The organism is Kitasatospora sp. NPDC048239 (genome assembly GCF_043202015.1).
Lineage (GTDB): Bacteria > Actinomycetota > Actinomycetes > Streptomycetales > Streptomycetaceae > Kitasatospora.
In genome coordinates, this window is sequence record NZ_JBICZP010000017.1 from 17,805 (window position 1) to 40,142 (window position 22,338).

Annotated in this window: 16 protein-coding genes; 8 read left to right on the top strand and 8 right to left on the bottom strand. The window is 74.3% G+C overall.

Translation table 11 applies throughout. The features are described 5' to 3' along the window. The first annotated feature begins 154 nt into the window (after positions 1–154). The 8 genes from ACGFZP_RS32860 (at position 155) to ACGFZP_RS32895 (ending at position 8,669) form a co-directional block, all read left to right on the top strand. Positions 155–1,135 (top strand): glycosyltransferase family 2 protein, encoded by a 981-nt coding sequence (locus tag ACGFZP_RS32860; protein WP_392939932.1) that lies wholly within the window; start codon positions 155–157, stop codon positions 1,133–1,135. Positions 1,136–1,200: 65 nt separating this feature from the next. Beyond that, complete coding sequence (locus tag ACGFZP_RS32865) at positions 1,201–2,598, top strand: NAD(P)/FAD-dependent oxidoreductase (RefSeq protein WP_392939933.1); 1,398 nt, start codon at positions 1,201–1,203, stop codon at positions 2,596–2,598. Continuing rightward, positions 2,591–4,009: an aspartate aminotransferase family protein gene (locus ACGFZP_RS32870; RefSeq protein WP_392939935.1), complete on the top strand. Its 1,419-nt coding sequence runs from the start codon at positions 2,591–2,593 to the stop codon at positions 4,007–4,009. Before ACGFZP_RS32865 ends, ACGFZP_RS32870 begins: the two co-directional genes overlap by 8 nt. Beyond that, entirely contained in the window at positions 4,009–4,413 is a 405-nt protein-coding gene (locus ACGFZP_RS32875) for a hypothetical protein (RefSeq protein ID WP_392939936.1), read from the top strand. The genes ACGFZP_RS32870 and ACGFZP_RS32875 overlap by 1 nt, the downstream gene beginning before the upstream one ends. Next, a complete protein-coding gene (locus ACGFZP_RS32880; RefSeq protein ID WP_392939938.1) occupies positions 4,410–5,894 on the top strand; it encodes an FAD-dependent oxidoreductase in 1,485 nt (494 codons plus the stop codon). Before ACGFZP_RS32875 ends, ACGFZP_RS32880 begins: the two co-directional genes overlap by 4 nt. 109 nt (positions 5,895–6,003) lie before the next feature. Then, complete coding sequence (locus ACGFZP_RS32885) at positions 6,004–7,215, top strand: MFS transporter (protein ID WP_392939940.1); 1,212 nt, start codon at positions 6,004–6,006, stop codon at positions 7,213–7,215. A 195-nt stretch (positions 7,216–7,410) separates the two neighbouring features. Then, positions 7,411–8,277, top strand: a complete 867-nt coding sequence (locus ACGFZP_RS32890; protein WP_392939942.1) for an NAD(P)-dependent oxidoreductase — start codon at positions 7,411–7,413, stop codon at positions 8,275–8,277. After that, positions 8,277–8,669, top strand: a complete 393-nt coding sequence (locus ACGFZP_RS32895; protein ID WP_387948875.1) for a RidA family protein — start codon at positions 8,277–8,279, stop codon at positions 8,667–8,669. The genes ACGFZP_RS32890 and ACGFZP_RS32895 overlap by 1 nt, the downstream gene beginning before the upstream one ends. Before the next feature lie 75 nt (positions 8,670–8,744). Here the strand turns inward: ACGFZP_RS32895 and ACGFZP_RS32900 are convergent, their stop codons facing one another. The 8 genes from ACGFZP_RS32900 to ACGFZP_RS32935 all read right to left on the bottom strand — a co-directional run bounded on the left by ACGFZP_RS32900 (position 8,745) and on the right by ACGFZP_RS32935 (position 22,278). Beyond that, complete coding sequence (locus ACGFZP_RS32900; protein ID WP_387948876.1) at positions 8,745–8,993, bottom strand: acyl carrier protein; 249 nt, start codon at positions 8,991–8,993, stop codon at positions 8,745–8,747. Then, positions 8,990–13,597, bottom strand: coding sequence for an amino acid adenylation domain-containing protein (locus ACGFZP_RS32905; RefSeq protein ID WP_392939944.1), 4,608 nt, complete (start codon positions 13,595–13,597; stop codon positions 8,990–8,992). Before ACGFZP_RS32905 ends, ACGFZP_RS32900 begins: the two co-directional genes overlap by 4 nt. Before the next feature lie 14 nt (positions 13,598–13,611). Continuing rightward, entirely contained in the window at positions 13,612–15,375 is a 1,764-nt protein-coding gene (locus ACGFZP_RS32910) for a thiamine pyrophosphate-binding protein (protein ID WP_392939946.1), read from the bottom strand. After that, positions 15,375–18,104 (bottom strand): aldehyde dehydrogenase family protein, encoded by a 2,730-nt coding sequence (locus ACGFZP_RS32915; RefSeq protein WP_392939948.1) that lies wholly within the window; start codon positions 18,102–18,104, stop codon positions 15,375–15,377. Before ACGFZP_RS32915 ends, ACGFZP_RS32910 begins: the two co-directional genes overlap by 1 nt. Next, positions 18,101–18,925, bottom strand: a complete 825-nt coding sequence (locus ACGFZP_RS32920; RefSeq protein WP_392939950.1) for a hypothetical protein — start codon at positions 18,923–18,925, stop codon at positions 18,101–18,103. The genes ACGFZP_RS32915 and ACGFZP_RS32920 overlap by 4 nt, the downstream gene beginning before the upstream one ends. Positions 18,926–19,007: 82 nt before the next feature. Continuing rightward, complete coding sequence (locus ACGFZP_RS32925) at positions 19,008–19,964, bottom strand: 3-oxoacyl-ACP synthase III family protein (protein WP_392939951.1); 957 nt, start codon at positions 19,962–19,964, stop codon at positions 19,008–19,010. Next, a complete protein-coding gene (locus ACGFZP_RS32930; RefSeq protein WP_392939953.1) occupies positions 19,961–21,028 on the bottom strand; it encodes a MupA/Atu3671 family FMN-dependent luciferase-like monooxygenase in 1,068 nt (355 codons plus the stop codon). The genes ACGFZP_RS32925 and ACGFZP_RS32930 overlap by 4 nt, the downstream gene beginning before the upstream one ends. After that, positions 21,028–22,278, bottom strand: a complete 1,251-nt coding sequence (locus tag ACGFZP_RS32935; protein ID WP_392939955.1) for an MFS transporter — start codon at positions 22,276–22,278, stop codon at positions 21,028–21,030. The genes ACGFZP_RS32930 and ACGFZP_RS32935 overlap by 1 nt, the downstream gene beginning before the upstream one ends. Positions 22,279–22,338: the final 60 nt, after the last annotated feature.

Sequence of the window (22,338 nt, forward strand, 5' to 3'; positions counted from 1 at the left end):
GCCGGCACGGAGTCCAGACCCGCTCCACACCCCGGCATGACCTCAACTGTTGTCGCCCCAGCGCTGGTTCGCGCGCACACTGGCCGCCCTCCAACCCGAGTGGCGCCACCCGGCTACGAACACATTCCAACAGGTTCACACAGGGGGATGTCGCATGCCCACCACCATCCAACCGGCCCCACGGACCGCGGCGTCATCGCTCGTGACCGTCGTCGTGCCGTGCTTCAACGAGGAGTCGGTCCTGCCCGCGACCCACGCGCGGCTCGTCCACGCCCTGCGGCCCGGCCGCGGGGTGACGTACGAGGTCCTCTACGTGGACGACGGCAGCACCGACGACACGTGGTCCCTCATCAGGGAGTTCGCGGCCGGGTCGGAGCACGTCCGGGCCGCCAGGCTGAGCCGCAACTTCGGCCACCAGGCCGCCTGCCTCGCCGGACTCCGGGACGCGACCGGCGACGCCGTCGTGATCATCGACGCCGACCTGCAGGATCCGCCCGAGCTCATCCCGGACCTGGTCGCCCGCTGGCGGGACGGCTGGTCGGTGGTCTCGGCTCGCCGGATCGAGCGCAAGGGGGAGGGCGTCCTCAAGCGGGCCAGCGCCTTCGCCTACTACCGGCTGCTGAACGGCGTGTCCGACCACCCGGTGGCCCTGGACACGGGCGACTTCCGGCTGCTGGACCGGTCGGTGGTCGACCTGCTCGGCGGCCTCGGCGGCCAGGAGCTCTTCCTCCGCGGCACGATCAGCTGGGCCGGCCTCCCGGAGACCTCGGTGCCGTACCGCCGCGACCCGCGCGCCGCCGGCACGTCGAAGTACACGCTCCGCAAGATGCTCGAACTCTCCCGCCGCGGAATCATCTCCGGGTCGGCTCTGCCGATCCGGGCGACGGCCGCCGCCGGCCTGCTCCCGGCGGCCGTCACCACGGTGGTCGCACTGGCCCGGCGGGACCTCCGGACCGCCCGCTGGGCCTACTCCCTCGGGGTCCAGACGCTCGCGATCGGGGTGCTCGGGGAGTACGTCAACGCCACCCTGCGCCACGCACAGGGCCGACCGCCCTTCGTCGTCGGGGAGCGGATCCAGCGGTCCCGCCCGGCCTCCGCGCTGCAGCCGTCGATCGCCTCGGGGGTGGCCCGGTGACCGCCGCACCCGAGTACCTGACGAAGCGTCAAGACCAGTCTGTGGAAGAAACGGAGGCAACCCAGGTGCCCGAAGCGGCCGCCGTGGAGAAACCGGTCGACGTGGTGGTGGTGGGCGGCGGCTTCACCGGTCTGACCGCCGCCCTGGAGCTCGCCGCGAAGGGGGTGAGCGTGCGCGTCCTGGAGGCCGAGGACGAGATCGGCGGCCTCGCCGCCTCCTTCACCGTGGGCGACCGGGAGCTGGAGCGCTTCTACCACCACTGGTTCTCCTCCGACACCGAAATCCTGCGGCTGTGCGAGGAGTTGGGCATCGCCGACGCGGTGGAGCCGCACCTCACCCGGACCGGCATGTACTACGCCAACACGATCTTCAAGCTCTCCAAGCCGATCGACGTCCTGCGCTTCGCCCCGCTGGCGTTCACCGACCGCCTCCGCCTCGGCCTGCTGGCCGTGCGCGCCGGACGGGTGCGCAACTGGCGGGAGCTGGAGCACCGCACGGCCGAGGAGTGGCTCGTCTCGCTCGGCGGCCGCCGCGTCTACGACGTCGTCTGGCGGCCGCTGCTGGAGGGCAAGTTCGGCGACTACGCCGGGCAGGTCGGCGCGACCTGGATGTGGACCAAGCTGCACCTGCGCGGCGGCAGCCGCACCAAGTCCGGCAGCGAGACGCTGTACTACCTGCGCGGCGGCAGCAGGACCCTGCTGACGGCGCTCGGGCGCCGGCTGGCCGAGCTCGGGGTGGACGTCCGCACGGGCACCACCGCCGAGGCGCTCCACGCCGACGGGTACGGCCTCACCGCGGTGGCGGCCGGCGGGCGGCTGCACCCGGCCCGCCAGGTACTGGTGACCACCGCCCCCGAGCAGGCCGCGCGCCTCCTCGACCACCCCGAGGCCGCCCACCCCGCCGTCCCGGCGCTGTCCCGGCAGCTCCGCCAGGTCGGCTACCTCGCCAACGTCTGCCTGGTGCTGGAGAACAACCGCAAGCTCTCCGACACCTACTGGCTGAACGTCAACGACCCGTCCTTCCCCTACGTCGGCGTCATCGAGCACACCAACCTCGACGACCCGGCCCGCTACGGCGGACGCCACATCGTCTACCTCTCCAAGTACCTGCCGGCGGACGCCGAGCTGTACCGGATGACGGACGAGCAGGTCTTCGAGTTCAGCCTGCCGCACCTGCGGCGGATGTTCCCCGGCTTCGACCGCGGCTGGGTCGACCGCTACCACGTCTGGCGCGCCGAGTACGCCCAGCCGGTCGTCACCCCCGGCTACACCCGCACCATGCCGCCGCTGCAGAGCCGGATCCCCGGCGTCTACCTCGCCGGGATGGCCCAGGTGTTCCCCGAGGACCGGGGCACCAACTACGCGGTGCGCGGCGGCCGCCAGGCGGCCCTGCTGATGGCCGAGCAGCTGAACCGCGGGATTTCCCCCACCCGGGACGGCGAGAACGGGGCGGACCATGAGTGAGCTGATCACCTTCGACGACTGCCACAACCTGGAGATCGACCGGATCCACCAGCTCTACCGCGCCCACGTCAGCCGCAGCCAGGTGGACCTGATCGGGTCCTTCGGCTTCGGACGGGACACGGTGGACCACGCCGAGGGCGCCTGGATCCAACTCCGCGACGGCCGAAGGATCCTGGACTTCACCGGCGGCGTCGGGGTGCTGAACCACGGCCACAACCACCCGCGGATCCTCGCCGTCCGCGAACGCTTCCAGCGCGAGCAGCGGATGGAGGTGCACAAGAACTTCTTCTCCCCGTACGTCGCGGCCCTCAGCCACAACCTCGCCGCCCTGCTCCCGGGCGACCTGAACGTGAGCTACTTCCCCAACTCCGGTGCGGAGGCGGTGGAAGGCGCGGTCAAGCTCGCCTACAAGTACCACGCCGGGCACCGCGGGACGATCCTCCACAGCGACATCGCCTTCCACGGGAAGCTCCTCGGGGCCGGCAGCCTGACCGCCTCCCCCGAGATCCACTTCCCCTTTCCGGAGATCCCCGGCACCGACTCCTTCGCCTACGACGACCTGGACTCCCTCACCGCCGCGCTGGAGCGCCACCGCGGATCCGACGGCACCAGCGACGTCTACGCGGTGGTCCTGGAGCCCTTCAGCGCCTCCAGCCTGCGCGAGTGCTCGGCGCGGTTCCTGTACGAGCTCCGCCGGATCTGCACCGAGCTGGACATCGTGCTGATCTTCGACGAGGTCTACACCGGCTGGGGCAAGACCGGGGAGCTGTTCCACTTCATGCGCCACCCGGACCTCGTCCCCGACGTCCTCGCCATGTCCAAGTCCTTCGGCGGCGGCAAGGCCTCGATCTCCGCGTACACCGCCCGCGAGGCGGTCTTCCGGCGGGCGTACGACAACCTCGCCGACGCCACCCTGCACAGCACCACCTACTACGGCTTCGGCGAGGAGACCGCCACCGCCCTGGAGGCCGTGGCCGTCGCCGTGGACGAGGACTTCCCCGGCCGGGCCCGGGAGCTCGGGGCCAGACTGGGCGCCGGACTGGCCGACCTGGCCGCGCGCCACCCCCGCCTGGTGACCGGCACCCGGGGCCGCGGCGCCCTGCACGGACTCTTCCTGCGCAGCGGGCCGAGGATCCCGGACCGGATCCGGGCGGCCCTGCCCGGCGGCTTCGCGAAGGACCCGCAGGCGGTGCCCAAGCTGCTCACCGCCGCGGTGGTCGCCGCCCTCTACCGGGACCACGGCGTGCTGACCTTCTTCGGGTCCAACCGGGAGATCGCCCTGATCGCCTCGCCGCCCCTGGTGGCCGAGCCCAAGGACGTCGACGTCTTCCTGTCCGCCCTGGGCGAGGTCCTCGACCAGGGCGCCGGCCGGCTGCTGGCGGGCTTCGTCAAGGAGAAGGTGAGCAGCTGATGCGACTGCTGAGACTCCTCCGGCTGCTGCGACCGATCCACCCGACCGACCGCACCCGATCCGGCGCCGTGCGCGCCAGCGGCCTGCCGGCCTACTGGCAGCGCCACTACGCCTGCCTGCGCGCCACCGGTGCGGCCGGCGCCGCCGAGCGCCACGTCCAGGGCACCATCGCCACCCTCCCGCTGCCGTACCGGCTCGGCTACTGCGCGGTGCTGCGCGCGATTCCCGCGCTGTTCCGCTGCGCGGGCGGACACAGCGTGCACCGGGCCCCCGCCGCGGCCGACCGGGTGGCGATGGCCCGCCTCGGCCGGCTCCCCGGAGTGGCCCAGGTGCTGCGGGCGAGCACCGCGCTCGCCCTGTACGGCGCGCTGGACGGCCCGGCCCCCCAGGCGGCGGCCCGGTGACGGCGCCCTGGCCGCGCGCCCGCCGCGGCACGCCGACCCGCGACTGCGACGTCCTGGTCATCGGCTCCGGCGCCGGCGGCAGCGCCGTCGCCCTGGACCTCGCGACGGCCGGACACCAGGTGCACGTGATCGAGGAGGGCCCGCGCGTCGCCACCGAGGAGCTCGGCGCCGCGGCACCCGCCGAGAACATGCGCCGGCTCTACCGCCAGGGCGGCCTGACCCCGATCTTCGGGCGGCCCACCATCGCCTACGGCGAGGGCCGCTGCGTCGGCGGGACGACCGTCGTCAACGGCGGGCTCCTGTGGCAGCCCTCCGCCGCCCTGCTGAGCCGCTGGGCCGCCGTCCACGGCGTCGACGGCTACCGGGCCGCGGACCTCGCCCCGCACCTGCGCCGGATCGTCGAACGCCTCCGGGTCGGACCGCAGACCCCTGACGGAGGGGACCGCGACTCCGTCCTCCTCGCCGCCGGAGCCGACCGCCTCGGGTGGCGCTGGCAGTACCCCGAGCGGGCGCTGCACGGCTGCCTGCGGCGCAACCGCTGCACCACGGGCTGCACCAGCGGGGCCAAGCAGAGCACGGCCCTGACCTACCTCCCGCAGGCCGAAGGCCTCGGTGCGCGGATCCTCCCGGGGACGCGGGCGCTGCGGATCCGGCACGACGGACGGGACGTCCAGGGCGTCCTGACCGTGGACGAGCAGGGCCGGCGCGCGTTCCACCGGGCCCGGGCGGTGTTCGTCGCGGCCGGCCCCATCGGCACCCCGGCCCTGCTGCAGCGCAGCGGGATCCACCCGGACCGCTCCGGCCGCGAGCTCGGCCTGCACGTCAACCTGCGGACCGTCGCCCGCTTCGCCGACCCCGTCGCGGCGACCAACGGGACGATCTTCACCGCCCAGGTCCACGAGTTCACCGATCGCGGCGTCCTCGTCATGCCGTCCAACCTGACCCCCGGAAGCCTCGCCGCGGCGCTCGCCGGACACCCCCCGCAGCTGGTCGAGGGGATCCTCGACCAGCTCGACCGGTCGGCCGTCTACACCACCCAGGTGCGGCTGCGCGGCAGGGCCCGGGTCACCGCGCTGCCGCTCGGCGGCACCCTGCTGCGGCACGGCATGACCGCGGAGGACCACACCGCGCTCCGCACGGCGTTCGGGGACACCGCACGGCTGCTGCTGGCCGCCGGCGCCGTCGAACTCGTCCCGCCGGTCGCCGCGGCGGGCCCGCTGCGCACGGCGGCCGACGTCGAGTCCTTCTGCGCCGGCGTCCGCCCCGCGGACTGGGAGCTGGTCTCCGTCCACGGGATGGCGTCCTGCCGGATGGGCCGGCCGGACCGCGGCGGCGTGTGCGACGAGCACGGGCGGCCGCACGGCTTCCGCAACCTCCACGTCAGCGATGCCAGCGTGCTCCCCGGCGTCACCGGGATCAGTCCGCAGGGCACGATCATGGCCTTCGCCCACGAGATCGCCTCCCGGTTCCTGAACCCCTGACGGCCCGCCGGGGCCCCCGTCCGTTCCCCTTCCCCGCCCACCTCACCCGCCTTACCCGCCTTACCCGCCTCACCCGCCTCACCCGCCTCACCCACCCGGAGAGAGACCTATGCACACCCTGTCCGCCCGGTCGGCCAAGACCGGGAGCGCCGACCGCTGGTTCAGCACACCGGCGATCGTCGCCTCCTGCGTCGGGTTCGTCCTGATCGGCGCGCTGCAGTCGCTGTACGGGCCGGCCCTCCCGGCCCTGCGGGAGGAGTTCGGGCTGTCCCCCTCCGGTGCCGGACTCGCCCTGAGCGCCCACTTCATCGGCGGCGTCACCGGCGTCCTCGCCTTCGACCGGGCCTACGGGCGGATCGGCAACCGGGCTCTGCTGGGCGTCTCCTACGCCCTCATGGCCGTCGGCGGCACGGCCTTCGCGCTGGCGCCGAACTGGCCGCTCGCCCTCCTCGGCGCGCTGGTCACCGGCTTCGGCTTCGGCGGCATCGACTACGGGCTGAACCAGCTCTTCGCCACCGGTTTCGGGCGGCGCAGCCCCGCCATGCTGAACATCCTCAACGCCCACTTCGGCATCGGTGCGATCATCGGCCCGGCACTGATCGGCGCGCTGGGCGCCGACCGCTACCCGGCCGTCTTCGTCGTCTTCGCCGTCCTGGCCGCCCTGCTGCTGCTCCCGCTCGGCGGCGTCCGCGACCGGACCCCGGACCAGGGCGGCCGCCCCGCCGACGCACCCGGCGCCGACGCCCCCGCCGCCGGGGTGTCGAGCCGGACCGCCTCGCTGCTCGGCGTGTTCGTGCTGCTGTACGTCCTGCACGTCGGGGTGGAGGCGGGCGTCGGCGGCTGGGAGCCGACCCATCTGGAGGCGGTGGGCTACGGCACCACAGTGGCCGCCTCGGCGACCTCGGTCTACTGGCTGATGCTCACGCTGGGCCGCTTCCTGGTGGCGCCGCTGACGCTGCGCTGGTCGGAGCCGGTCATCATCGCGGTCAGTTGCGCGGGCATGTCGGTGTGCCTGCTGGCGGCGGTGCTGCCCGGTGCGGCCCCCTACGCCTATGCCGGCGTCGGCCTGTTCATCGCGCCGATCTTCCCCACCGGGCTGCCCTGGCTCAAGCGCGCCGTGCCGGCGGCGCAGCGGGCCGGCGCGCTGGTCATCGCCGCCTCGATGGTGGGCGGGGTGGCGGCCGGGCCGGTGCTGGGCCGGGCCATCGAGCTCTTCGAGGTGCGGATGGTCCCGGCGGTGCTCTTCGTGCTCGCCGCCGTCTGCCTCGCGGCCACCTGGTGGCTGACCCGCGCCACCCGGTCGGCGCGGCCCGCCGACTGACCCGCGGGGCCCCTCCGGCCCGGTCCCTGCCCGGTCCCGGTCCGGAGGGGCGCCTGCCCCGGCAGGGCCGCTTTTCGGGCAATCATCTGCCGTGCCACCTGGTCAAGTTGACTCTGCTAGCGTGAGGAACGGACTCTCCGTAACGGACCGAACGGCGGCCCCGAGTCCCCAAGAACCGCGAGGAGGCATCGCAGGATGCTCACCGTTTCAGTTGTCGGCCTGGGAGTCATGGGAAGCCGGATGGCGCGCCGATTAGTGGACGCCGGCTACCAGACCTTCGTCTGGAACCGCTCCGCCGACCGCGCCGCGCCGCTGGTCGAGGCCGGGGCGAAGGCCGTGGCCACCCCGGCGCAGGCGGCTCAGGAGGCCGACGTCACCATCGTGATGGTCTCCGACCCGGACGCGCTGGCCGAGGCCACCGAGGGGCCCGACGGCGTGCTGAGCGGCTGCGTGCCCGGCCGGACGGTCGTGCAGATGTCCACCGTGTCGCCCGAGGCCACCGCCCGGCTGGCGGCGCAGGTCCCGGCGGGGGTGGCGCTGCTCGACGCGCCGGTCATGGGCAGCATCCCGCAGGTCGAGAGCGGCACGCTGACCGTGCTGACCGGCGGTGACGACGAGGCGGTGGAGCGCCTGTCGGCGCTGCTGTCGGTGTTCGGCGAGGTCCACCGGGTCGGCGGGGTCGGCGCCGGGACGGCGGCCAAGCTGGTCGCGAACTCCGCGCTGATCGCGATGGCCACGCTGCTCGGCGAGTCGCTGGCGCTGGGCGGCGGCCTGGGCCTGTCCCGGGACACCACCTTCGACGTGCTCTCGCGGACCTACCTCGGTGAACTGTCCGACGGCTGGCGGCCGGTGATCGAGGCGGGCGAGCACCGGCCGTCCTTCTCGCTCACGCTGGCGGCCAAGGACGCGGCCCTGGTCGACGCCGCCGCCCGAACCTCGGGCGCGCCGCTGCCGGTGCTCGCCGCGGTGTCCGACTGGTTCGCCGAGGCGGAGCGGGCCGGCCACGGCGCGCTCAACATGTCCGCGGCGGTCACCCACATTCTGCAGAGCAGGGGGATCTGATGACCGAGCTGCGCCACCACCAGGAGGTCCCCGGCCTCAAGACCGCGAACGGGTACAGCCACGTCGTCTCCGGCACCGGCCGGATCGTGGTGACGGCGGGCCAGGTCGCGCTGGACGAGAAGGGCGAACTGGTCGGCCCCGGCGACATGGAGGCGCAGACCCGGCAGGTCTTCACCAACCTCCGCTCGGCGCTGGCGGCGGAGGGCGCGACCTTCGACAACGTCCTCAAGATCACCTGTTATGTCACCGACCTCAGCCGGCTTCCCGAGGTCTACGCCGGCAGTGACGAGTTCCTCGACCTGAGCCGGCCGCCGGCCAGCGCGACCGTCCAGGTGTCCGCCCTGGTCCGGGAGGACTTCCTGATCGAGGTCGAGGCCCTGGCGATCGTCTAGAAGGCACGGGCACGCAACGGCCCCGGACCTCCCACCGGAAGGGCGGGAGGCCCGGGGCCGTTCGGGCGCGCGGCCTCAGACGCGGGCGCTGTTGGCCAGCACGTGCTCGGCCAGGTCGTCCACGGTGGAGAGGCCGTCGGCGAACTCGTCGCCCACCTCCAGGCCGAACCGCTGCTCCAGCAGGATCAGCGCCTCGGCGATCACCATCGAGTCGATGTTGAGGTCGGTGAAGAGGGACGCCTCCGGCCGGACGGCGGCGGCGTCGACGTTGCCGACCTCGTGGAAGGCCTCGGCCAGGGCCGTGAGCACGTCGTTCTTGGTCATCGTGAATCCCCTCGGTGCGGGCGGTCGGCGTCCGGGCCGGCCGCCAGGTCGGTGGCGGCGGCCACCACCGCGTCCAGCAGGCGCTCGGCGGTGGCGGCGTCGAACAGGTTCTCCAGATAGGTGAGCGTGAACTCGAGGTCCGACGCGTGGTCGGTGGCGGTGAGTTCGAGCTCGTACTTGCTGTGCAGGGGCTCCAGCGGCAGCAGCCGGGCCGCCACCCCCGGGCCGAAGTCCCCCGGCCGGGTGGGGGCGTCGGTGGCCGCCAGGTAGACGGGGGTCAGCGCCGGGCGGCTGAGGTCGCGGTCCGGGTGCAGGGCCGCGACCAGCTCGTCGAAGGGCACGTCGGCGTTGCGGTAGCAGACCGTCGCCTCGGCCTTGATCCGAGCGAGCAGCTCCCGCCGGTCGGGCTCGTCGCGCAGGTCCACCCGCAGGACGAGGGTGTTGACGAACATCCCGACGGTTTCGGCGTCTCCGGCCTCACGGCCCGCCCAGGGGAAGGCGAACAGGAAGTCCCGCTGTCCGCCGCCGCGAGCCAGTGCGGTGGCGAGCACCGCGGCGGTGAGCATGAACGTGGTCGCGCCCGTCTCGGCGGCGAGGGCCCGCAGCCGTGCGGTCGTCTCCGCCGGGAGCCGGGCGCTGCGCAGGCCCGCGAGGGAGCCCTGGGCGGCCCCGCGCGGCCGGTCGTGCGGCAGGACCGCGTCGGTCGGCGCGCCCGTCAGCCGGGCGACCACCGCGGCGAGCGAGTCGGGGGACGCCTCGGCCGCGCCGGACCGGTCGGAGCCGGTCGCCCCGGCGGCGGCCACGGCCGCGGCCCCCGGCCCCCGGTACTCCTGCCCGAGCTGTTCCAGCAGCAGGCCCAGCGACCAGCCGTCCAGGACGATGTGGTGGGCCGCGAACACCACGACCGTCCGCTCGCCGACCGCGATCACCTCGGCCCGGGCGGGTGCCTCGACGGCCAGGTCGAAGGGCGTCCAGCAGACCTCGCCGATGTGCTCGGCCAGGGCCTCGGGCGGCCAGTCGCCCGCGTCGGTGACGGTGACCTCCGGCGGGGAGCCCGCCGTGGAGTAGACCACCTTCCGCAGCTTCCGGTCGAGGATGAACCGGGCGCGCAGGGCCGGGTGTCGGCCGAGCACCGCCGCCAGCGCCCCGGCCAGCGCCACCCGGTCCACCGGTCCGGTCAACTCCATCACGGTGGGCAGCAGATAGGCGCTGCGGACGCCCGGCAGCCGGTCGATGAACCAGAGCCGCTGCTGGACGGAGGTCGCCACACCCCCCTCCGCGGCGCTCGGCACGGGAGCGGACCGGCCCGGCTCGGCGGCGGACCCGGCGGACCCGGCGGACCCGTCGGACCCTTCGGAAGCAGCCGACCGGCCGGCGACCGCCAGCAGCCGGCCCAGTCCGGCGACCGTCGGCTCGGCCAGGAAGTCGCGCAGCGCGACCGGCGCCCCCGCCTCCGCCTCGGCCGCCGCGAGCAGCCGGACCGCCAGCAGCGAGTGCCCTCCGAGGCCGAAGAAGTCGGTGTCCGGCGCGAACCCGGTGTCGGGCGCGAACACCCGGCCGGTCGCCTCGGAGAGGATCCCGGCGATCAGCCGGGCGGCGCGCCGCTCGTCCGGGCCGAGCTCCGCCCGGACGGCCCGCCCCTCCGGCAGCAGCACGGCGGGCAGCGTGGCGAGCGCCGCGGTGTTCAGCTTGTCGTTCTGGGTGAACGGCAGTTTGGCCACCGCGTACACCTCGGCGGGCAGCACCGCCGCGGGCAGCCAGCGCCGCAGCGGGGCCACCACCTCGTCCCGGGTGGGCGGTTCACCGCCGTCGTGCAGCTCCAGGTAGCCGACCAGCCGCTTGGGCTCGCCGACCGCCAGGACCGCGGCCGCCCGCACCCGGGGGTGCTCCTCCAGCAGGCGGCGGACCTCCCCCGGCTCGATCCGGTTGCCGAGGATCTTCACCTGGTCGTCGACCCGGCCGATGTAGTCGAGCCGGCCGTCCGGCCGCAGTGCCACCCGGTCGCCGGTGCGGTACATCCGGTCGTCCGGACCGGTGCCGAACGGGTCCGGCAGGAAGGCCTGTTCGGTGAGGTCGGGCCGGCCCAGGTAGCCGAGGGCGAGGCCGACGCCGGCCACGTACAGCTCGCCGGGAACGCCGACGGGCAGCTCCTCGCGGTGCGGGCCGAGGAGGTAGGCGCGGGTGTTGGGCAGCGGGACGCCGATCGGCGGCCGCTCGTCGGCGAGGTCCACCGTGCCGCAGGTGCTCAGGCAGGACGCCTCGGTGGGCCCGTAGGCGTTGCGGACCTCGGCCCCCCACTTCTCCGTGCAGGCCGCGGCGAGCTGCCGGGTGACGGCCTCCCCGGCGAAGTAGGCGGTCCGCAGCGTGGTCGGCCCGCCGGCGTCGGTGTCGAGGGCGGCCCGCGCCATGCTCGGCGTCATGGACGTGGAGGTGATCCCGAGCGGTCCGCGGACCAGCTCGGCGAGGGCGCCCGGGTCGCGCCGCTGCCGGTCGTCGGCGAGGACCAGCAGCGCGCCGGCCGCCAGCGAGCGGATCACGTCGAAGTTGGCGACGTCGAAGGAGGTGGCGCAGGTGCAGAGCAGCCGGCCGTCCGGGCCCAGGCCCTCGTCCTCGATCCACCACAGGACGGTGTTCAGCAGGCCCTGGTGGGAGACCAGGACGCCCTTGGGCCGGCCGGTGCTGCCGGAGGTGTGGATGACCATCGCGGTGTCCCGCCCGGTCAGCCGCGGTGGGACGGCCGGCGCGCTCGTGCCGCGCAGCGGCTCCAGGCGGAGCAGCGCGGGGCCGGGCGAGCCGGTCAGGTCGGCGCCGGCGTCGTCCACCACGACGGCCTTGGCGTCGAGCCGGCCGATGATGTGCGCCAGGCGGTCGGGCGGGGTGTCCAGCCCGATCGGGGCGTAGGCGGCGCCGCTGCGCAGGACGCCGAGCCAGCCGGCCACCAGGGCGCCGCCGCGGGTGGCGACGACGGGCACGTGGTCGCCGGGGCCGATGCCGAGCTCGCGCAGGGCGGCCGCGACGGCCCAGGACCAGGCGTCCAGCTCGCCCCAGCCGAGGTCCGCCCCGTCGCAGGTGACCGCCGGGGCGGCTTGGTCCGCGGCGGCGATCCGCGCCGCGATGGCGTCCAGCACCGTCGCGTGCTCCGGGTCGACGCCGCCGAGGTGGCGGCCCACCAGGTCGCGCCGCTCGCCGGGGACGACGCAGGCCGGCAGCGCGCCGGGCGCCCGCTCGGTGACGGGCAGCCGGGCGAGGGTCTGCTGCGGCGCCTCGACGGCGGCCGAGAGCAGCGCCCGGAACCCCTCGGCCAGCCGGGCGGCCAGCGCGGGCGGGTAGCAGTCGGTGTCGTACTCGATGGTGCCGGTGACCCCGGCCGGGGTCTCGTCGAGGATGAACAGCAGGTCGAACTTGGCGGCGCCGGTGGGCAGGAGCTGCGCCCGCTCCCAGCGCGGCGGCCGGGAGTAGCGGGGCACGGGGTAGTTCTGCAGGGCGAAGCCGATGTTCACCAGGGCGCCGCGCGGGGTGTCGGGCAGGGCCGCGGTGAGCCGGTCGAACGGGATGCGCTGGTAGCCGAGGCTGTCGAAGGCCTCGGTGCGCACCGCCGAGCAGAGGTCGGCGAAGGACTCCTCGGGGTTCACCGTGCAGCGCTGCGGGACGGTGTTGACGAAGAAGCCGACCAGGTCCTCGAGGGACTGTTCGGGCCGGTCGGCGGCGACCACGCCGAGCAGGAAGGCGTCCCGGCCGGACCAGCGCTGGACGACCGCCTGGAACGCGGCGAACACCACCACGAACGGGGTGACCCGCAGGTCGTGGGCGAGGCCGCCGACGGCCGCCCAGAGCTCGGCGGGCAGCTCGAAGACGTGCTCGGCGCCCGGGCGGTCGCCCTCCCTCGGGGTGGCCGGGGCCCGGCCGGCCAGGGCGAGTCCGGAGGGGACGGCGGACAGCTGCCCGGCCCGTTCGGCCAGCAGTTCGCGGGCCTCCTCGCCGGCCAGCTCCTGGCCGTCCCAGATCGCGAAGTCCGTGTACTGGATGGGGAGTTCGGGGAGCTCTGGATCCCGCCCGGCGAGCGCGGCCTCGTAGCCGGCGGCGAGGTCCTCGAAGAGCACGCCGAGCGACCAGCCGTCGACGGCGATGTGGTGGATGGTGAGCAGCACCGCGTCACCGCCGGGCAGGCCCTGCCAGACGGTGCAGGCGAGCGGTGGCCGCTCGGCCAGGTCGAGGGGCTGCCGGGCCGCCGCGGCGGCCTGCTCGTCGAGTCGGCGCAGCGGCTCCGGCTCGCCGGACAGGTCGACGACGGCGAGCTCGACCGGCCCGGGGTCGCGCACCTCCTGGACGGGGCGGCCGTCGGCCACCCGGTAGGTGGTCCGCAGCACCTCGTGCCGGGTGACGACGGCGGCCAGCGCGGTGCGCAGCGCCGGGACGTCCACCGGCTCGTGCCAGCGCATCAGCAGCGGCACGTTGTAGGTCACCGAGCCGTGGGCGGCGGCGTCGATGAACCAGAGCCGCTCCTGGGCGGCGGAGAGCGGTGCGCTGCGCAGGCCGTGGCGGACCGGCCCGAAGGGGTCGGCCCCCGGATGGTCCGGCGGGCTGTGGTCGTGGGACAGGCTCACGGTGGTCCTCCGGCCTAGTAGGAGATGGCCGGGGCCGACTCGTGGGACAGCTCGACGATCTCGTCCGAGACGTCGCCGAGCTCCACGGCGACCTCCAGTACCGCGATCCCGCCCTTGCCGTGCACCGCCACCGCCTGCCGCAGCGCCTCGCGCAGCTCGGCGACCGGGGCGCCCGGCTCGACCGGCAGGTGGTGGACCCCGTCGAGGTCGGGGACGTGCAGGCGCTCGGCGTCGTGCGTGAAGCGGAACCGGCTGGGGGTGCCGCGTTCGTCGAGCTGGCGCTGGAGCCAGCCGTACCCGCCGTTGCGCAGCACCACGTAGAGCACCGGGGCGCCCTCCCGGGCGAGGGTGCGCAGGTCGTTGGCCACCATGGCGAACGCGCCGTCGCCGACCAGCGCGACCACCGTGCGGCCGGGTGCGGCGAGGGCGGCGCCGCCCGCGGCCGAGGCGCCGAAGCCGAGGCTGGTCTGCTCGGAGGGCACGATGGAGCCGGCGGTGGGGCCGCACACCCAGTACGGGTGGAAGTAGGACCACATGTCCTGCAGGCCGTTCTCCTGGACGAGGATGCGGTCCGGGCCGACGGCCTCGTCCAGCTCGGCGAGGACCTGCGCCACGGTGAGCCGGCCGGCGGCGGCCGCGGCGGCGAGCCTGGCTCCGGCGGCCTCCCTGACCCGCTCGCGGACCGCGGCGATCGCGGCCTGCCGGCCGTCGTCGGGGGCCGCGCCGGCCTGCTCCAGCTGTGCCAGCCAGCCGGCCGCCGTACTGGGCGCGTCGCCGACCAGCCGGGGCCCGGCGAACTCGTGGGAGAGGCCGGCCGGGTCGGTGTTGACCTGGACGACGGGGACGCCGGCCGGGGCGAAGCCGAGCGGGTAGGTGGCGGTCTCCTCCAGCCGGGAGCCGAGGGCGACCACCGCGTCGGCGCTCTGCCACAGCTCGCGGGCGGCCTGCGGGGTGTAGAGGCCGGCCAGGCCGGCGAAGGCGGGGTGGTGCTCGTCGAAGGCGCCGCGCCCCGAGGCGGTGGCGAAGACCGCGGCGCCGGTGCGCTCGGCCAGCCGTTCCAGGACGCGGTCCTCGTTGCGGCCGCGCATGCCGCCGCCGACCAGCAGGACGGGCCGCCGGGCGGCCGCCAGGACGGCGTACCCGGCGTCGTCGGCCGGGGCCGCGCTCGGCAGCCGGACCGGGACCGCGGCCCACGGGCGGTCGTGCGGCACCGCCTGCTCCAGCAGGTGGTCCGGGATCTCCAGGTAGACCGGCCCGGGCACGCCGGCCGCGGCGAGCGCGGCGGCCTTGTCGAGCGCGGCCGGCAGCCGGGCCGGGTCGTCCACCCGGTGCGCCCAGCTCACCAGCGGCTGGACCAGGGCGAGTTGGTCGAGCTCCTGGAAGGCCCCGGAGCCGCGCCGGTCGGCGCCGGTGCCGCCGGCGATCAGGACCAGCGGCACGCCGCCGGTGCGGGCCTCCAGCAGGCCGGTGAGGGTGTTGGTGAGCGCCGGGCCCTTGCCGACGACGCAGACCCCGAAGCCGCCGGAGGCCAGCGCGTACCCGGTGGTCATGAACACCGCGTTGCGCTGGTCGCGGCAGAGCACCAGTCGGGTGTCCGCGTCCTCCAGTGCCTCCAGCAGGCCGAGGTCGTCGCCCGGCAGTCCGAAGACGGTCCGCCGCTCGTGGAAGCGCAGCCAGTCGGCGACCGCGTGCCAGGGCGTCCGGTGGGAGGCCTGCTCGGAGGCCTGGTCGGACGGTCCGGTCTGGGCCGGCTCCTGGGTCAGGTGCTGCTCTGTCATCACTCGCCTCGCCCGAAGTAGTCGGAGACGACCTTCGACAGCAGCAGCGGCTCGGCGGTGCGAGTCCCGTTGAAGCTGACGTAGTTCGCCATCATGCCGCGGCCGCCGAACGGCCGGTTCCCGTCGTCGATGTCCAGCAGGGTGCGGTCGACCGCCACCGAGTGCTTGCCGGCCAGCAGCTCCCGCAGCTCCTCGTCCAGGCCGTAGGCCATCGCCCCCATCGCGCGCTCGCTCATGAACGGCGAGCCGAGCTCGCGGCGCAGCGTCTCGCGGTCCGGGTAGCCGACGACGTTGAACATCGGGGAGAAGAACTCGCTGATCGCGGGGCCGTCCGCCAGGTCGCGGACGAAGACCGTCGGGTCGAGCCGGCCGGTGCGGAAGTCGGCGGTGCCGCCGTGGACGATGGCGTGCCGGTTGCGCTGGAGGTACTCGACCGAGTCGGCCAGGGCGTCCTGGTAGTACAGCGGGCCGTAGTCGGCGTCCGGGTCGGCGTTCTCGCCGAACCGCAGTTCCGACAGGCGCTTGCACAGGCCCGCGACGAAGGAGTCCCGCAGTTCGCGGGGCACCAGCAGCACGTCGGGGGCGAAGCAGTCCTGGCCGGAGTTGTGCAGCCGGATCCGGATCGCGTCCTCGACGGCCAGCTCGACGTCGGCGTCCGGGCCGAGCACGAAGGGGTTGACCCCCTGGCCGAAGAAGACGAACACCTGCTCCCGGCCCAGGGCGGCCCGGACCCGCTCGGCGTTGGCGTACGTGCCGGTGAAGACCAGCAGCCCGGCGAGGGCGCACGGCCCCTCGACGAACTTGCGCTGGGAGAGGTCGCTCAGCTCGATCGGCAGGCCGTGCACGGGGGCCAGCAGCTCGTGCAGCCGGCGGGTCTGCGCGGCGACCTTGCTGGACGGGCGCAGGGTGACGTCGCGGACGTACAGCGAGGGCACCAGGGCGTACATCACGTAGGAGTAGAGCAGCACGTTGGACGGCATGAAGACGGCCATCCGCTCGACCGCCTGCGGCCGGTTGCCGGTGACCTCGGCCAGGGCGCCGTCCAGGGTGGCGAGCGCCGCCTCCAGTTCGAGCTCCACCGAGCGGTGGGTGGCCATCGAGGTGAGGACCTGGAGGACGGCGTCCGGCTGCTCGCGCAGGAAGTCCAGCGTGCGCCGCAGCGCCGCCACCCGCTCGGGGAACGGTATGCCGTCGCCGTCGCCGTCCAGCGCGGTGGCCTGCGGCTCGGCCGGGTCGGAGACGGGGTGCGCGGCCGGGTCGGCGGCGGGCCCGGCGGGCTCCTCGGCCAGCCGCGCCAGGGCGAACTGGCGCAGCCCCGCGAGGTCGGGCTTGCCGGTGGACTTCAGCGGGAACTCGTCGACCACCAGCACCCGGTTGGGCTGCTCGTACCCGGGCAGCAGGGCGTTGATCGCCTCCTGCCACCTGCGGGGCGTGCCGCCGTCCGGGTCGGCCACCACGAAGACCAGCTGGGCTCCGCGCCGGGCGTCGTCGAAGGCGAGCACCTTCACCGGGGCGCCGCAGGCCTGCGCGCGGGCCTCGATGGCGCTCGGGTAGAGGGTGTGTCCGAAGCGGTGCACGGCGTTGGCCCGGCCCACCACGAAGAGGTGTCCGGCGGCGTCGAGGTAGCCGAGGTCGCCGGTGGCGTAGAACGGCTCCTCGGCGCCGGCGACGGTGCCGTCGGCGAGCAGGTAGCCCTCCATCAGGGCGGGGGTGCGCACCAGGATGCGCCCGATCCCGCCGGCCGGGACGGCGGCGCCGTCCGGGTCGACCACGCTGACCTGCACGCCGTCCAGCGGGCGGCCGCAGCCGACCGCGCCGTCGGACGGGGCCAGCGCGATGTTGCCGGCCTCGCTGCTCCCGTAGCCGTCCAGCAGGGGCAGCCCGAAGGCGGCGCGGAAGTCGTCGGCGAGCGTCTCGGACAGCGGTGCGCCGCCGACGCACCACATCCGGACCCCGGCGAGGCCCTCGCGCAGCTCCGGGTGGCGCCCGGTGACCCGCAGGATGCTGTGGTAGGTGGCGGGTGTGGCGTCGACGACGGTCACGCCGGCCTCGCGGGCCACGTGCAGCGCGCGGTCCAGCCGCCCGGCCGTGGTGAGCGCCAGCGAGCAGCCGAGGCGCCACCAGAGCATCAGCAGGGTGAGGCCGTAGAAGTGGGTGAACGGCAGCAGCGGCAGCAGGACGTCGTCGCTGCGGTAGCCCATCCGGTCGGCGGTGGCCGACAGGTTGTCGAACAGGGCCCGGCCGCGGCGCACCACCGCCTTGGGGTCGCCGGTGGAGCCGGAGGACCAGGTGATCAGCGCGTCGGCCCGGCGTGACCAGGCCTCGAAGTCCAGCCGCTCGCCGGTCTGGACGTCCTCGGCCCGGGCAGCGTCGGGCGCGCCCTGGACGAGGTCCGCCAGCCGCAGGCAGACCACCTCCTCGCCGGCCGTCTCCTCGCGCTGGCCGAGCAGCCAGCGGGCGCCGGTCAGCCGGGCGCCGCGTTCGACGTCGGCGGCGGTGAGCTGGTTGTCCAGCAGGCTGACGGAGGTGTCCAGGTGCAGCAGCGCGAGGAACGCGGCCACCGTCTCGACGCTGTTCTCCGCCTTGAGCATCACCCGGTCGCCGGAGCGCACGCCCCGGTCCCGCAGGCGGGCGGCGGTGCGCAGCGCCAGCCGCTCCACCTCGTCGCGCCCGTGCGAGAAGGTCGTGCCGATCAGCCGGCCGGAGCCGCCGTCCTGTGTCGCCGTCATTCGCCTGTCCCTGCGTGGGTGCGTGCGTCGTCGGTGAGCGCATCGGAGTACCGGACGTGGCCTGCCTTGCCCAGCCGCTCGCGGCCGCCGGCGCCGCTGGTGCGGCGCAGCAGGGTCACGCTGTTCTGCATGAGCTTGTGCGGTTCGAGCAGGTTGACGATCTCCAACTCGCCCGGGTGGGCCTGCTGGTAGCCGCGGAAGTAGCGCAGCACCGCCTCCCCCTCGGGGTAGGTCATCAGGTAGTGCATGGCGAGCAGGCCGCCGTCGGGGTTGATCCGCTCCCAGTAGTGGTCGAAGAAGTACAGGCACTCGTAGGCGTCCACCCAGGCCAGGTCGATCGGGGTGAAGTCCGCGGGCAGGTGGTCGTCGGCCTCGGTGAGGTCGCAGTTGGCGACCGACACCAGGTGGTCGAGGCCGAGTTGGCGGAGCACCTCGGTGACCCGGCCCGCCGACGAGCCCTCGATGGAGAGGTTGTCGACGGCGACCATCCGGGGCTGGTAGCCGGCCAGGTGGAAGTCGGGTGCGGCGAGTGGCGGTTCGGCGAACAGCCAGTCGTCGCCGAGGCCGTCGCCGGCCAGCGCCCGGCGGCTCTTGGCGGCCAGTGCGGCGGACTCCAGGCGGGTCTGCTCGGCGGCGGAGGCCAGCGCGGCGGCCAGGTACGGCGTGGTGTAGCCCATGCCGACCTCCAGCACGTTGCGCGGCCGGACCAGGCCGACCAGCGCGGCCAGCCACGGGCCGGCGGCCTCGGTGCCCGCTCCCGCCACCCGCAGCGGCTCGACGGCCGCGTGGAACTTGTCGTCGAAGATCCCGTTCAGGACCACTGTTGCTCCTCGGATCTGATGCCGGGTCGATGCATCGTCGGTGGGTCGTCGGTGATTCGTCGGGAGGTCTGGTCGGGGCGGTTCACCGGTGGACCAGGGCGGTGACGCCCCAGCTGAAGCCGGTGCCGCTGGTCGCCAGCAGCACCAGGTCGCCGCTGCGCAGCCGCTGTTCGGCCTGGAGGTCGGCCAGGGCGAGGAAGGTGTCGCCGCCGCCCATGTGGCCCAGCCGGTGGTAGTTGAAGACGCTGCGCTCGGCGGGGATGCCGAGCGAGGTCAGCACCCGCTCGTGCACCCGCTTGTCCATGTGGTTCATCAGGAACCAGCCGACGTCCTCGACGCCGCGGCCGAGCGCGGTGAGGGTCTGTTCGGCGAGCGCCCGGTAGTTCTTCACGTAGGTCTGCGGCAGGTTGAGCCGGCGCGCGCGGCGGCGGACCACCACCCGGTCGTACTCGTACTCGCCGACGTAGTGGCCGTGCCAGCTCGGGTCGGTGCGGATCCGCGAGTGCACCAGCTCGAACTGCGGGTCCTCGGTGCCGACCAGGACGGCCACCACGGAGTCCCCGGTGTTGAACAGTGCGACCGACTCCGGGTCGGCGTAGTCGACGCTTCGGCTCAGCCGCTCACCGAGCAGCACCAGCGAGTGGGTGACCCGTCCGGCGGCGACGGTGTCCGCGGCGATCTGCAGGGCGGTCGCCGGGGAGTTGCAGAAGTTGACCACCTCGAAGCACTGCGCCCCGGTGATGCCCAGCTCGTGGGCGATCGTCGCGGAGGGCGACCAGGCCGGGTGGTCCCACTCGCCGGATCCGGCCACGATGACCTGGCCGATCCGCTCGGGTGCCACGCCGGTGCGCTCCAGCACCCGGCGCGCGGCGGTGCTCAGCAGCTCCCAGGCCGTCTCGTCCTCGCCGAACACCGGGATCTCGCTGCAGTGCGTCCAGCCGAGGATGTCCTCCAGCGGCAGCCCGGACTCGGCGTGCATCCGCTTGACGTCCATCCGCCCGGCCGGCAGGCCGGTCTCGAAGGCGAGGATCCCGGTCACCGGGCCACCCCCTGGATGTCCTGGATCTCCTGGCGCAGCTTGGCGAGGTGCGGCAGGGCGCCGAGCACGGTGGCGCCCGGCAGGCCGAAGTCGATCAGGCAGGCCATCTCGTCGACTCCCAGGTCCGCGAACTCGGCGGCGACGGAGCGGAGTTTGCCGACGGTGCCGAGCAGTCCGCCGTGCTCGTAGTAGCGCTCGAAGGAGCGGTTGACGATGAACTCGGTGTCCTGCTCGGAGAGTTTCGCCGGGTCGATCTTCCGCTTGCCGTCCACCTGGGCGCCCAGCAGCAGCCCGAGCGAGCTGCGCAGGTACCGGTTGAGCGGTTCGCGCACCAGCTCGCGCACCTCGTCCTCGTCCTCGCCGACGAAGGCGTGCACCATCAGCACCACGTGGCCGCGGCCGCCGTCGGCGCCGGGCCGCTCGGCGTAGGCCTCCCGGTAGGCGGCGATCCGCTCGGCGAGCTGGGCGGGCTCCTGGCCGAGCAGGTGGGTCAGCACGCCGGCTCCGGCCCGCCCGGCGTTGCGGAAGGTCTCCACCCCGCCAGCGCTGGTCAGCCAGACCGGCAGCTCCGGCTGGACGGGCCGCGGGTGGACGGTCAGTTCGCAGTCGTTGCCGACGCCGTCCAGGGTGCGCATCGGCTCGCCCCGCCACAGGGCGCGGACCTGCTCGATGTACTCCACCGTCACCCGGCGGCGGTCCGCGTAGTTCTCCGGGCGCAGCGCGAAGTCCGTCGCGTGCCAGCCGGAGGCGAAGGACAGGCCCACCCGGCCGCCGGAGATGTTGTCGACCACCGACCACTCCTCGGCGATCCGCACCGGGTGGTGCAGCGGGGCGACCACGCTGCCGGCCCGGATCCCGATGGTGCGGGTGACGGCCGCCAGTGCGGCGCCGGTGACCGCCGGGTTCGGGTACAGGCCGCCGAACGGGTGGAAGTGCCGTTCGGGCGTCCAGACCGCGGTGAAGCCGTTCTCGTCCGCGAACCGGGCACCGTCCAGCAGGAGTTGGTAGCGGTCGGTGCCGTTCTCGCGGCTGTCGTCGGCGAAGTAGAACAGACTCAGGTCCATCAGGCGATTCCTCCCTGGCCTTCGGCGACCGCGACGGCGGCCGGCTTGCGGGTGCGCTGGGCCCAGCGGGCGGCGCTCGGCACCAGGGCGCCGGTCACCGCGAACAGCACGGCGAACACCAGCCACCCGGAGGCGCCGAAGCGGGTGAGCAGGACGGTGGCCAGCACCGGGGTGATCATCGAGCCGAGCTGCGTCGACATGGCGAACATGCCCTGGTACTGGCCCTGGGCGTGGTCGGGGGCCAGGCCGAAGCTGAGCGACCAGGAGCCGGCCGCGTGCAGCATCTCGCCGACCACGTGGACCATCGCGCCGAGCACCAGCACCAGCACCGCCAGCCAGGCCGAGCGGCCGCTGGCCAGGGCGAACAGGGCGCAGCAGCCGGCCAGCAGGAAGCCCGAGATCCGCATCGCCCGGGCGCCGCCCGGCACGTCCTCGGTGCCCTTGCTGACCCGGACCTGGAAGAAGACCACCGAGGCGGCGTTGATGATCACGACCAGCGGGAAGAGCCAGGCCGGCGCGTCGGTGTGCTCCGAGATCCAGATCGGCAGTGCGACGATCAGCACCCCGGAGTTCATGATCAGGACGCTGTTGGTGAGTGCCACCGCCGCGAACGGCGCGTCCCGCAGCACCGGCCAGATCGGGCCCTCGGCCTCCTCGGCCGGGGCCGGCTCGACCCGCGGCACCGACAGGTACGCGACCCCGGCGGCCACGAACAGCGCGCCGGCGCCGAACAGCAGGGTCAGGTAGGCGGTGTGGGTGTCCAGGTAGAGGCCGATCGCGCCGGCCGCGGCACCGATCGCCACGCTGAGGTTGGCCGCCGCCCGCATGTACGAGACGGCGGTCACCCGCTCGTCGGCCGGGATCAGCCCGGCGATCAGCGCGCCGACCGAGGCGTCCACCGACGACTCGACGGCCAGCACCAGCGCGCTGATCGCCAGCAGCCCGGTGAAGTCCCCGACCAGCGGGTAGCCGCAGACGAACACGCCCATCAGGCAGAGCAGCACCACCGTGGTGTTGCGCGGCCCCACCGCGTCCGCCAGCCGCCCCGCCGGGACGGCGGCCAGCATGCCGACCACCGCGCCGACGCTCAGCGCCAGGCCCACCCGGTCGGCCTCGATGTGCACGGTGCGGGTGAAGTAGAGGACCGCGACGGACATCAGGATGCCGTGCGCCGCCGTCTTCGACACATGGCTCAGGCAGAGCACCCGGATCGGGCCCGCCGGGGGGATCAGCTCTTTCAGGGAGGCCATTCGTTCTCAGCTCTCAGTTCTCTACGGGTGCGGGTGCGGGGGGAAGCGGGCGGGCCGGGG

Coding starts and splice junctions, on each gene's coding strand:
- ACGFZP_RS32895 (WP_387948875.1), top strand. CDS start 8,277: ATGACCGAGCTGCGCCACCACCAGGAGGTCCCCGGCCTCAAGACCGCG.
- ACGFZP_RS32860 (WP_392939932.1), top strand. CDS start 155: ATGCCCACCACCATCCAACCGGCCCCACGGACCGCGGCGTCATCGCTC.
- ACGFZP_RS32910 (WP_392939946.1), bottom strand. CDS start 15,375: ATGACAGAGCAGCACCTGACCCAGGAGCCGGCCCAGACCGGACCGTCC.
- ACGFZP_RS32930 (WP_392939953.1), bottom strand. CDS start 21,028: ATGGACCTGAGTCTGTTCTACTTCGCCGACGACAGCCGCGAGAACGGC.
- ACGFZP_RS32875 (WP_392939936.1), top strand. CDS start 4,009: ATGCGACTGCTGAGACTCCTCCGGCTGCTGCGACCGATCCACCCGACC.
- ACGFZP_RS32870 (WP_392939935.1), top strand. CDS start 2,591: ATGAGTGAGCTGATCACCTTCGACGACTGCCACAACCTGGAGATCGAC.
- ACGFZP_RS32935 (WP_392939955.1), bottom strand. CDS start 22,278: ATGGCCTCCCTGAAAGAGCTGATCCCCCCGGCGGGCCCGATCCGGGTG.
- ACGFZP_RS32900 (WP_387948876.1), bottom strand. CDS start 8,993: ATGACCAAGAACGACGTGCTCACGGCCCTGGCCGAGGCCTTCCACGAG.
- ACGFZP_RS32885 (WP_392939940.1), top strand. CDS start 6,004: ATGCACACCCTGTCCGCCCGGTCGGCCAAGACCGGGAGCGCCGACCGC.
- ACGFZP_RS32915 (WP_392939948.1), bottom strand. CDS start 18,104: ATGACGGCGACACAGGACGGCGGCTCCGGCCGGCTGATCGGCACGACC.
- ACGFZP_RS32890 (WP_392939942.1), top strand. CDS start 7,411: ATGCTCACCGTTTCAGTTGTCGGCCTGGGAGTCATGGGAAGCCGGATG.